This is a genomic window from Paenibacillus polymyxa (genome assembly GCF_015710975.1).
GTDB classification, from domain to species: Bacteria; Bacillota; Bacilli; order Paenibacillales; family Paenibacillaceae; genus Paenibacillus; species Paenibacillus polymyxa.
The window spans coordinates 4,347,939-4,360,044 of sequence record NZ_CP049783.1 but is presented as its reverse complement, the minus strand read 5'-3'; the positions used below and the strand labels follow the sequence as shown (position 1 = coordinate 4,360,044).

The 12,106-nt window shown below is 46.5% G+C and carries 10 protein-coding genes; all 10 read right to left on the bottom strand.

Annotation, left to right across the window (positions count from 1 at the left end; genetic code table 11):
* Positions 1-49: 49 nt before the first annotated feature.
* Entirely contained in the window at positions 50-520 is a 471-nt protein-coding gene (locus tag G7035_RS19445) for a MarR family winged helix-turn-helix transcriptional regulator (RefSeq protein WP_016822123.1), read from the bottom strand.
* 275 nt (positions 521-795) lie between these two features.
* Positions 796-3,258: a DNA gyrase subunit A gene (gyrA, locus tag G7035_RS19440; RefSeq protein ID WP_017427593.1), complete on the bottom strand. Its 2,463-nt coding sequence runs from the start codon at positions 3,256-3,258 to the stop codon at positions 796-798.
* Positions 3,259-3,280: 22 nt separating this feature from the next.
* Positions 3,281-5,260, bottom strand: a complete 1,980-nt coding sequence (gene parE, locus G7035_RS19435; protein ID WP_017427592.1) for a DNA topoisomerase IV subunit B — start codon at positions 5,258-5,260, stop codon at positions 3,281-3,283.
* A 98-nt stretch (positions 5,261-5,358) separates the two neighbouring features.
* Entirely contained in the window at positions 5,359-6,348 is a 990-nt protein-coding gene (locus tag G7035_RS19430; RefSeq protein WP_016822125.1) for an ABC transporter permease, read from the bottom strand.
* Positions 6,341-7,417: an ABC transporter ATP-binding protein gene (locus tag G7035_RS19425; RefSeq protein ID WP_019687811.1), complete on the bottom strand. Its 1,077-nt coding sequence runs from the start codon at positions 7,415-7,417 to the stop codon at positions 6,341-6,343. Before G7035_RS19425 ends, G7035_RS19430 begins: the two co-directional genes overlap by 8 nt.
* A complete protein-coding gene (locus G7035_RS19420) occupies positions 7,417-8,364 on the bottom strand; it encodes a GDSL-type esterase/lipase family protein (RefSeq protein WP_019687812.1) in 948 nt (315 codons plus the stop codon). Before G7035_RS19420 ends, G7035_RS19425 begins: the two co-directional genes overlap by 1 nt.
* Before the next feature lie 177 nt (positions 8,365-8,541).
* The gene (locus G7035_RS19415) at positions 8,542-9,222 is read right to left on the bottom strand and encodes a TIGR00266 family protein (protein ID WP_016822128.1); all 681 of its coding nucleotides are present in this window, start codon (positions 9,220-9,222) and stop codon (positions 8,542-8,544) included.
* Between the two features lie 226 nt (positions 9,223-9,448).
* On the bottom strand, positions 9,449-10,186 hold the full coding sequence (locus G7035_RS19410) for a CAP domain-containing protein (RefSeq protein ID WP_019687813.1): 738 nt from the start codon (positions 10,184-10,186) through the stop codon (positions 9,449-9,451).
* A gap of 205 nt (positions 10,187-10,391) precedes the next feature.
* Complete coding sequence (locus G7035_RS19405; protein ID WP_016822130.1) at positions 10,392-10,853, bottom strand: GNAT family N-acetyltransferase; 462 nt, start codon at positions 10,851-10,853, stop codon at positions 10,392-10,394.
* A complete protein-coding gene (gene purT, locus G7035_RS19400; protein WP_019687815.1) occupies positions 10,846-12,030 on the bottom strand; it encodes a formate-dependent phosphoribosylglycinamide formyltransferase in 1,185 nt (394 codons plus the stop codon). Before purT ends, G7035_RS19405 begins: the two co-directional genes overlap by 8 nt.
* Between the last annotated feature and the right edge of the window lie 76 nt (positions 12,031-12,106).

Genomic DNA, 12,106 nt, shown 5'->3' with positions numbered 1-12,106 from the left:
GAAAGCTAATCTGCTGTGTACAGCTACATTCCATGTATCCACTAATTAGCTATTCTGCTCGCTCTATTTGTTCCTTTATTCCCTCATCTTCACTGGCTGATACAGCCGCTTTCGTCTTCGTTGTAATTTTCCCCAACAAATAAACCAGCAAATTCTGATTGTGCTGAGATATTCGGTTAAGCGCAGAACCCAGAAAATCGTCGCGAATTTGCAATCCGCGCTCCACTTCTTCTCTGCCTTGATCTGAAATAACAATCCATACAATTCTACGGTCCTTTACGTCTCTGAACCGGGTGACCAGTCGATTCCGCTCCATCCGGTCCAATAGCATCGTAACTGCCGCCGGTGTGGTGGCGAGATATGGGATTAGTTGAGACGGCTTCATGCGTCCGTATTCGTTCAGAACCTCCAGCACCGTGAGTTGAGCCTCCGTTAGTGATGGAGCTAGTTGCTGCTCCATATGAACCTTGTAATCCTTAGCCATTCTGGACCAGATTTTTGCAAATTCGGTCGTTTGCATTTTGCCTCACTCCTTTGAATAACAGGGTCAGTAAAAGCATCAAAGTTACCATATGGGCCACCGTCCGGATTGTATTTCATCACATTAAATTTTCGCCATTTCCCCTCAGTTTCCTGCCGTTTTTGGAGCATCAAATGAAAAGGGGAAGGAAGTCTCACTTCGGATTTGGAGACAGGTCAAGGTTCGACAGCATGACGGCAAAAAGGTCCTCATTCGTGCTGGAATGGCACGTGAGGACCCCTCTTTTTCGAGCTAAAAAATGCTTGACTTTACAATTATTCTACTGTCTGCGAACTCTGAGGCTCACTACGCGGCAGCACATTTACAATTTCGTCCTTCTTCTCCACCGGAGCCAGCAGTTTGCCTGTATCCTTGCGATCGGTTAAAGGAGCTTTTTCCGAAAGGAAGGACATCGTCTGTCCTTCTGATGTGATGACAAATAATTGAACAGCTTCACGACAGTAGAAGGCAGCCACAATTCGAGTTCCGTTCGAACGCACCCGCTTGCCTTCCTTGAATTCGAAGGTGCTGATTCCTTTACCGCCTCTTCCCTGAGAAGGATAATCCAGCAGAAGCGTACGCTTACCATAACCGGATTCGGTTAGTACCAGCACCTCTCCTTCGTCTTCTTCTACCCATAGTGCTGCGACAATTTCATCGCCTTCCGCCAGTTGTATACCTTTGACCCCCGCTGAAACGCGGCCCATGGCATTAACCTCTTGCTCCTTGAAGCGTATGCTCATCCCCGCACGGGTAATCAACATAATATCTTTGCTATTGTCGCTTAATGTTACTGATAATATCTCATCGTCGCCAGCCACCTTGCAGGCTGCTACAGCACTGGAACGCTTTGTGGCATATTCTGTAAGTTCCGTTCGTTTGACTTGCCCTTTCTTTGTTACAAACACCAGGCTTTTGCCGATTTCCTCTATATTTTTGATCGGAATAACACTTACGATTCGATCTTCCTTCGATAGCGAAATGACATTGACGATTGGAGTGCCCGGCTCTTTCCACTTATACTCCGGTATCTGATGCACAGGCAGCAAAAAGTATTGTCCACGCTGGGTGAAGACGAGCAGCACATCGAGTGTATTCACGTCAAGGAACTGAGTAATGTAGTCCCCTTCTTTAACTCCGGAATTTGAACGATCCCCGCCAGAACGAGTGAACGACAGCATACTCGTACGTTTCACATAGCCATCTTTCGAGAGAGTTAGCAATACATCCTCTGCCGCAACCATGACCTCCAGATTTACCTTAATCTCTTCTACTTCACCCTGTATTTCCGAACGACGGTCAATGCCGTACTTTTCACGAATTTCCAGCAACTCTTTGCGGATCAGACTGATCAGCTTGCGGTCACTTTCCAGAATAGAACGGTATTGAGTAATTTTCTTCTGAATGTCAGCAAGTTCTTTTTCGAGGGTGGTAATTTCAAGATTCGTAAGACGGTACAATTGCAGAGTCAAAATGGAATCCGCCTGCCGTTCACTAAAGCCAAACATCCATTGCAAATTATTTTGTGCATCCTGACGATTTTTGGAAGCTTTAATAGCCGCGATGACTTCATCCAGAATGTTCAGCGCCTTGACCAAACCTTCCAGTACATGTGCGCGGTCCTCCGCCTTTTCCAGCTCAAACTTAATGCGATTTGTGACAACTTCACGCTGGTGAGCAATATACGCTTCTAAAATGGATTTTAGTCCAAGCTGGTGCGGCGCTTTGTTTACGATGGCTACCATATTGAAGTTATAAGCCACCTGGAGATCGGTTTTTTTCAGCAGATATGCCAAAATACCTTCCGCATCCGCTTCCTTCTTCAGCTCGACAACAATACGCAGGCCATTTCGTCCACTCTCGTCACGAACTTCGGCAATCCCTTCTACCTTTTTCTCCAGACGGATGTTCTCCATAGCGGTTACGAGCCTGGATTTAACAACCTGGTATGGAATCTCTGTAATAACCAGTTGCTGCTTGCCTCCACGCAAAGACTGAATTTCCGTTTTGGAACGGATATAAATGCGTCCTTTGCCTGTTCTGTATGCATCCTTGATGCCTTCGCCACCCATAATGAGTCCGCCAGTCGGAAAATCTGGGCCTTTTATAAAGGTCATAATCTCTTCCAGTTCGATCTGCGGCTTTTCCATCACTGCGATGGTGGCGTCAATCACCTCACGCAAGCTATGAGTTGGAATTTCCGTTGCAAACCCCGCTGAAATCCCGCTAGATCCGTTTACCAACAGATTAGGATAACGGGAGGGCAGCACGACGGGTTCCTTTGCCGAGTTATCAAAGTTATCCTTGAACAAAACCGTACGTTTTTCGATATCACGTAGCATTTCCATTGCAATCGGAGACAAACGTGCCTCCGTGTAACGCATAGCTGCCGCAGGATCGTCGTCCTGAGAACCCCAGTTGCCGTGGCCATCCACCAGTACGTGGCTCATTTTCCAAGGCTGCGCCATCCGTACCATCCCATCGTAAATAGATGAATCACCGTGAGGATGGTAATTACCCATAACGTCCCCAACGGTTTTGGCGGATTTGCGATACGCTTTTTCCGGGGTATTACCCGAATCGTACATCGCGTACAGAATCCGGCGTTGTACGGGCTTTAATCCATCCCGTACATCAGGGATCGCCCGATCCTGAATTATATATTTGGAATATCGGCCAAAGCGGTCACCGACCATTTCCTCCAGATAAGCTGGCAAAAATTGCTCCGATAAGCTCATGTCTACACCTCATTTAATAGCACTACTCTACGTATTCCGTGAAATCCACGTTTTCCACGATCCAGCGCTTACGCGGATCCACCTTATCACCCATCAATGTGGACACACGGCGTTCAGCTTTGGCAGCATCCTCAATCTGAACGCGCAACAGGGTGCGTGACTCGGGATTCATTGTCGTTTCCCATAACTGATCAGGGTTCATCTCCCCGAGTCCTTTATAACGTTGAAGCTCGAAATTCCGTCCAAACTCTTTTAAGTAATTATCAAGCTGCTCGTCAGTCCAGGCATAACGAACTGTTTCGAGCTTACCCGACTTGCGGGTTATTTTATACAATGGCGGCTGAGCAATAAATATGCGTCCTGCATCAATGAGTTCTTTCATATACCGATAAAAGAACGTCAACAACAGTACTTGAATGTGCGCGCCATCCGTATCTGCATCGGTCATAATGATGATTTTGGAATAATTGCTGTCTTCCAGCGTGAACTCTGTTCCTACCCCCGCGCCAATCGCTGCCGTAATAGCACGGTACTCATCATTTTTCATAATATCCGCCAACTTTGATTTTTCCGGATTCATCGGCTTGCCCTTTAGTGGCAAAATCGCCTGAATTTTGGAATCCCGTCCCTGTTTGGCCGATCCTCCAGCCGAATCGCCTTCCACGATAAATAACTCATTACGTGTAAAATCCTTAGACTGCGCAGGCGACAGTTTGCCATTCAAATTAGAACTTTCACTACGTTTCTTGCCAGAACGCATTTCGTCCCGAGCCTTACGTGCAGCTTCACGCGCTTTGGATGCTTGAACTGCCTTTCTGATCAAGGTTTGCGCTATCTGTGGATTTTCCTCCAAAAAGCGCTGCATTTGTTCAGACACGATAGCATCCACTGTACTCCGCGCCGAAGCACTACCCAGCTGATCTTTTGTCTGACCGACAAATTCAACCTCGGCCATCTTGACACTGATTACAGCCATCATACCTTCACGTAGATCGTTGCCCTCCAGGTTTTTATCCTTTTCCTTCAACATCGCTGTTTTGCGTGCATAGTCGTTCATGATACGAGTGTAAGCGGTTTTGAAGCCTGTTTCATGCGTACCCCCGCCACGTGTCGGAATGGAGTTAACGAACGAAGCAATCGTCTCTGTGTAGCCGGCATTGTATTGGATGGCAATCTCCACTTCAATGTCTTCTTTCTCGGCATTAAAATGAATGACATCATGCAGTACATCCTTGCCCTCATTCAAAAAAGAAACAAACTGACTTGCTCCACCCTCATAAAAATATTCATCTGACTTTCCGCTGCGTTCGTCTTTAAGCTGAATACGAAGGCCGGAATTCAGAAAAGCAATTTCCTGAAGACGCTCAGCCAGCGTATCATAGTTAAAATGAATTCCTGACTGAAAAACGCGAATATCCGGTTTAAATGTAATTTTCGAACCCGTCTTGTTAGTATTGCCCAGCACTTCAAGGCCTGTGGTCGGTTCACCGACATGCTCCACGCCCTTCTTGTCCTGCCAATATTCAAACCGCTGACGGTGAATCTTGCCGTCCCGGTAGATTTCCACTTCAAGCCATTCCGAAAGAGCGTTCGTTACAGACGCACCTACCCCATGCAGACCCCCGGACTTTTTATATCCCGAACCGCCAAACTTACCTCCGGCGTGCAAAATGGTGAATACAACTTGAGGCGTAGGGATTCCCATTTTGTGCATTCCCGTAGGAATACCGCGCCCGTTGTCTGATACTGTTACAGAACCGTCCTTATGCATTGTGATATCAATGCGAGAGCAAAACTTGGCAAGATGTTCATCCACCGCGTTGTCTACAATTTCCCATACCAAATGATGCAGTCCCGAAGAACTGGTGCTCCCGATGTACATGCCCGGCCGTTTGCGAACTGCCACAAGCCCTTCGAGCACTTGAATGTCGTCCGCGCCATATTCTGAAGCTCCGTTCTGTGTACTGGAAGCTCCCGCAGACAAGTCGATTTTGTCGACCATTCATGCTCCCCCTTTGTCTAATCATAACCGTGTTTTGCCTTATTCTTGATGGTTTTCACCAAAAATGCAAACAGATGTTTTCTTTTACCTTGTCCATTTTAATTCAATATATCCCGTTTCGTAAAGACGGCGAATGAAACAATCAACGCCGCAGCCCCCCAAATGCCCAGTACAACTAAAGAAAATGGCAGGGTCATTCCCTCAATCGGGGCAGGGCTTCCAGATAAATAATCGGTTAATCCGAGGTTAACCATAAATAAATATTTGGCGCTTTGCCATGATGAAGCCATGTTGGTCAGTATAGTGCCCGAAATGAGCGCAGCCATCATGACCACAATACTTGCTGCTGTACTACGTACCAGAACAGATACCATAAAGGCTAATGAAGCAACCACAAGACTGACAAACCAAATCAATCCGGCTTGCAGCATCAGATAATGCCATTGTGGAATGGCATGTACAGCAGACAAATCCACCGTCGATCCAACAATTTGAAAGCCGGTAAATACCGGAACATTAAAACCACGAAAACCAAAAAACAAGCCTGATATGAGATAACTTATGACAAATACGGCCAAAATGATGAGCGAAACGAACATATACAGTGTCAGCAGCTTGCTCAGCAGTATTTTCCACCGCCTGACCGGCCGAGTTAGCAACATTTTTATCGTGCCTGTTGTCCGTTCTCCTGAAACCAGGTCCGAAGCAATAGCCATGATCAACAACGGAACGAACAGATTTATGGAATTATCCATAAACTCTCTGGTAAAAGTGACGCCACTCGGCTCATTAGGATTCACGTCATTTTCCAGATAATATTGCATCTGTTGCACAAAGACCCGGCGGTAGGTCTTCCATTCCTCGGGAACCCTATCGCTGCCGAGCGAGTTTTGGTTATCAGTAATGGCCTGACGCAGTTCCAGACGCCAATCGTTACCGAATTTTTCGCGATTGTTTTCTGCCACTTTCATCTGAGCGTACGTAAAAATCGGCACAAGCACAAGCAAAACAAGTAAAATGACATAAAATCGTTTCTTCTTGATAATTTTCAGGGTTTCATTTTGTACGAGCGGTAAAATATTATTCAAGTATCTCACCTTCCGTCATTTTCAGGAATAGTTGCTCCAGTGTAGGATTGATTTTGGTTACACCTTTAACGGAAATACCGGAAGCTGTCAAGTGTGCGACCAACTCCGCAATATGCTCTTCGTCCATTTCTGTAAAAATAGCATCGACTCCGCTACCTGCAACAATGCTGTCATCAATTAATTCATCGGCGTTCGTAATGAGTTGCACATACGGAGAATTTTGCAATAGGGCAAGGCCCTGATCGCGGGGCTCCAGCTGCCAGACAGCCATGTGCGAGTGAGTCTCAACCAGTTCCCGTACCCCACCAACAGCTAGCACCTTGCCCCGACTTATAATTGCCACACGATCACATAACAGCTGGATCTCGCTAAGCAAATGGCTGGAAACAAATACAGCCATGCCTTCGGACGCTAACAAACGGATAAAAGCTCTCATCTCTTTGATTCCCTTGGGGTCTAGCCCGTTCGTCGGCTCATCCAAAATGAGTAGCTTCGGTCTGCCGAGCAAGGCTTGAGCTATACCAAGACGCTGACGCATCCCCAGTGAATATGTACTTACCTTATCATGGATGCGACGATCGAGCCGAACCAACTCAACCACCTCGCGAATGCGCTGTTCATCTACACCAGGCTGCATCCGGGCAAAATGCTCTAAATTTTCCCATCCTGTCAGGTAGCTGTACACCTCTGGATTTTCCACAATAGAACCAACATGCCGTAAAGCCTGCTCAGGGTCACGATTTACATTATGACCGCATACGGTTATTGTCCCTTCAGTAGGCTTAATTAAATCGACCAGCATACGAATAGTCGTCGTTTTTCCAGCTCCATTGGGGCCGAGAAATCCGAAAATTTCACCTGCGCGAACGTCGAATGTTACATCATGAATGATCATTTTGCGTTTAATACGTTTCTTAACATGCTGAACAGAGAGCACGATTTCATTATTGCTGCTGTCTCTGTCTGCGCTACCAACCTGATTGGAGGAGTGAAGGCTGGACACTTCATCTGTGGATGTCGAATCTTGGGTCACGCCAGCCTCGGTCTTGTCAGCAGATTGGATGCTCATTACTTGTTCCCTCCCTTTTTCGCTTCTGCAGGTTGGCTACTTGTAGACTGCTGTTTAGGATTTACATGATCGGTATCCTTCGTCGTGGTAACAGCAAATCCTTGTGCGATACGTTCAGCAATTGCCTGATAGCCCTGTCCGTTGGGATGAAAATGATCGGATGATAAATAGACGGGCAAATTTTGCTCGAATAAATCGAAAGTTGGAACCAGCGTCATATTACTGTTTTGATTGGTAATTGCCATGGCAGCCATATTCCATTCAGTTACCACAAGATTACCGGGAATTTTCATTTCCCGCAGATCACTGAATGGATTATATAATCCTACATAGACAATTTTAGCATTCGGATTGATTTTCCCTACCTTTGTCAGTACCTTTTGCAGACGTTTGGCTGCATCAGGCAGAGCTTTGCGCAAACCGCTGAGTGTAGGTGGCTCTTTGCCGGTTTGGGCCGCCTGTGCGCCCTGAAATAAATCATTTCCGCCAATCGAAACTATAATCACATTAGCCTTCTTCAGTACATAAGACACACCAGGCTCATCCAGCTTGGTTAATAGTCCTTGAGTCGTCAGTCCATTAATCCCTAGATTATTTATGAGCTGAGCTTTATGTCCTTCCTGATCATTTAACAAAGTCACCGACCGACGCACAAAACCACTTCCGGAGTCATCCCCCGTTCCTTTGGCTAGCGAATCGCCAATGGCAGCTACGCGCAATTCTCCCGTCTGAGCAGTAGCCGATGGTGCAGTTTGTGTCTGCGATGAACCGGATTGTACAGGTTGAGTACTTACCAATGGCTCTGGAGCCGTGATACTTCGTACTGCTGCAATAAATCCGTACAATAATAGCAGTGTGGCGGCAATGGAAACGGAACCGACAGACCGCCAAATCCATTTTGATGAATTCACTCGTGTTCCCTCCTGATAGCTTGGTGAAATAAACATAAAGCTTCTCCTGTCATTTTGCAAATAAACCGTTCTGGTTCAAGCGAAAATCAATGATTACAATCCCATATAATTTTCCATGAACATACTAAAAAAGGATGGCAAATTCCCATCCTTTTATTATACTTTTTGTGCGAATAGCCCTTCCTCTCATCAGCGGGATTAGACGGAAAGAAACTATTTGCTATCAGGGATGAAACTTCTAATCCATTGTCCAAAACTACCCGGATTTCGGCTTTGAATCAGTACTGTGCCTTCACCGCGAAAACGACATACAAGGGCTTCCCCACTCGTTACGCTGGACAACCAGCCTTTAGATGCTTTTTCAATTCTATAATCCATATAATCCGGCCATGCCACTAGATGAGCATTATCAATAATACGCTCCTCTCCTGGCGCGATATAAATGGGGTGAATGGCTCCATACGAGGATAGGAATACTGTGCCGCGGCCACTGATTTCTACAATAAAAAAACCTTCACCGGAGAATAAACCTTTCATCAGGTTTTGCATTTTGGTACTAACCTCAATCCCTTCCGTACAGGCCAAAAAACCGTCCTTTTGGACCAACAGCCTGTACGTGCCATCCAGTTCCACTGCTTGTACATCACCTATGCTTGCGGGGGCTAGCAGTACTTCAGCGGGTCCCCGGGCTGCTCTCAGCTCTTGAAAAAAGAATTTTTCTCCGCTCAGCATTCTGCCTAAGCCACGTAACAGCCCACCGTCTACCGTCCCCTTTATATCTACACTGGAAGACATGGAAACCATCGCTCCCATTTCTGCTTTAATGGTTTCTCCGGGGTTCAACTGCACCTTAAGCATAGCAAAAGCACCTTCATGCACGATTTCGTAGCTCATTTGTTCACCTAGCTTTCCAAAAGTAGTCTGTTATCCATTCAGCTTACTGTCATCATACTATAAGCACGTCCCTTATGTCTTTTCTGGTATAGAGCAATGGTTTATGCCTGAAGTGACATGAGCGACATAAAAAGACCCGCTGAACGTTGTCAGCGGGTCTCTACATTACGTACGTCACTATCTTTTTATAAACAGAAATGACGTTTAGAACGTTTTCTCTATCAACTTAGTTACGTGTGAACTCTTGTACCCAATATCCATTGTAGTAAGCCACACCGATTTGTGTATATTCTGCCTTCAAGATATTTTCACGATGTCCCTGGCTATTCATCCAGGCCTTCATCACTTCTTGTGGTGTTTTTTGTCCCATTGCAATATTCTCACCCGCATACGTATAAGTTACACCGAATTTTTTCATCATATCAAAGGGTGAACCGTAAGTCGGAGATGTATGGGAAAAGTAATTGTTCGTGCTCATGTCCTTCGCCTTCGCTAAGGCTACTTCTGTAAGCTTCGCATTAGATGTGAGGGGCTTCAGACCTTTTTGACTGCGCTCGTTGTTTACAAGCTTTACAACCTCAGCTGCAAATTGAGACTTGCTGAGTTGTGCATTAGAATCTGTAGACTGACCTGCACCTGAGTTGGTGTTTTGTGTTTGGGTCTGTTGCTTGGTAACAGACTTTGAAGCCTTTTGGTTACCCTGATTCGTCGTTTGCTTGCCAGAAGAAGGATTTGCTGTTTTTGTTTTAGCCTTGTCCTTTTCAGAATAATCCTTAATGACCGTCTTTGTTATTGTCGTCGTCCCGTTGGACATATTGACTGTGTATCCGTTATTTTGAAACCACTGTTGTAATTGGGCAGATAAATCGTCAGCTGGTGAAGCTGATGCCGGAACGATGAATCCTGCGGATAAAATGGCGCTTAGGCTTCCCATCACCAGTGTTTTTTTCAACATATTCTTCATTTCGTCATCTCCTTGTTGTATAAGTGCCTTGGTGTGAACGTCTCAGGTTACAACTTTGTAATCTTTACTCTAGCAGTATATCATGTTTTATAACATCATCAATGGTATAAAAGTTGGAAAAAAAATAGTCCTGCTCGACAATGGCGAACAGGACGAAGTTAAAAATAGTGAGGCTTTAAGTATTAGATTGTTTGTTGCAAGCTGATTATCTAAGCTTTTTGCTGAAACGGTAGCCTTGCTTCTCAAAGCCGATTCGGTTGTAGAAAGCACGGGCCTCTACTTGTTTGATGCGGTTATTCGCTCCAGTAATGAATAAATGATAGCATCCTTGCGCACGCCCCCACTCCTCACCACAAGCAACCAACCGCTTGCCAATGCCTTCGCCGCGATACTCCCCGCTCACGACCAGCATGGTGATTTGTACAGCAGGATCAGGATAGGCCAGGCTTTGAGCCGTATGCATGCCGATTACTCCGACTACACGACCATCCATTTCTGCAACCATCATATTCGCTTGACTGTCCTCCTGCGCTGTTCCCATAACTTCTTTCATAACACCACAAGTCATCGGGTATCCGACTTCTCTGAGTAGTCCAGTTACGGCTTCACAATCGCCAAGCTCTACGGAACGAATTGTCAGTACTGGAATCATCACACTGTTAGACATGATTTACCTCCACTTTCAGCATATTGGCAGCTTCTTTGGCTGTCTTCCGTGCTGTTTCCACATCTTCTGCAGCGCTAAGCGCTACAGCCATCCGGCGTCCCGGCTTGGTTTCAGGCTTCCCGAACACTCGCACCTGTGTCCGGGGTAGCAATAGTGCATCATGCAGACCGCTTATTGCGAAATCGCGCGTAGCCACTTCTGCCTTTAAGGTAGCTGAAGCTCCTGGTGTAAGCAGCGTGACGGATGGCACCGGGAATCCGAGAATTGCCCGTACATGAAGCGCAAATTCAGACAAATCCTGCGTAATCATGGTCACCATACCTGTATCATGCGGACGCGGGGATACTTCACTGAATATGACGCTATCAGCCGTTAAAAACAGCTCTACGCCAAATAATCCGTAACCACCCAGTTCATCCGTAATCGTACGGGCAATGTCCTGCGCCTCCGAAAGCTGCTTGTCCGTCATGCCATGAGGCTGCCAGGATTCGACATAATCCCCATCTTTTTGAATGTGGCCAATCGGTGGGCAAAAAGTCGTGCCTGATTCCGATCTGACGGTCAATAAGGTGATTTCGCTCTCAAACGGGACAAAAGCTTCAACAATGACACGTGTCGTTTTGGCACGTGCGCCTTCCAGCGCCGTATTCCAGCAGGATTCTGCGTCTTCGAGTGTCCGGCATACAGACTGCCCTTTACCCGACGAACTCATTAAGGGTTTGACCACGCATGGCGTGCCCAGCTCTTGAACCGCCGACCGTAACTGCTCAAAATGATCTGCAAAACGGTAGGCAGCAGTCGGAAGCTGTAATTTCTCGGCAGCCAACCTGCGGATACCCTCACGGTCCATCGTAAGACGAGCGGCCCGTGCCGTTGGTACTACGTGAAATCCCTCTTGCTCTAATTCTTCCAAAGCACCCGTAGCAATAGCTTCGATTTCAGGTACAATTATGTCGGGCTGTTCCTTGCGAATTAGTGCCTTCAACGCCTCAGCATCCTGCATATCCAGACAGTGAGAGCGATGGGCCACCTGCATTGCTGGAGCCAGCTCATAGCGATCTACAGCAATACATTCCACGCCAAGCCGCTGAGCTTCAATAATGACTTCTTTTCCCAATTCGCCGCTACCCAGCAGTAGCATCTTCTTAGCCTTGGCAGAAAAAGGAGCACCCCACATCTTGAACTCTTCCCCCTCTGACGATATTGCTCTGATCTCTTTTCATCTTTATTTTCAGGGTTTAGCTCCAAGAATG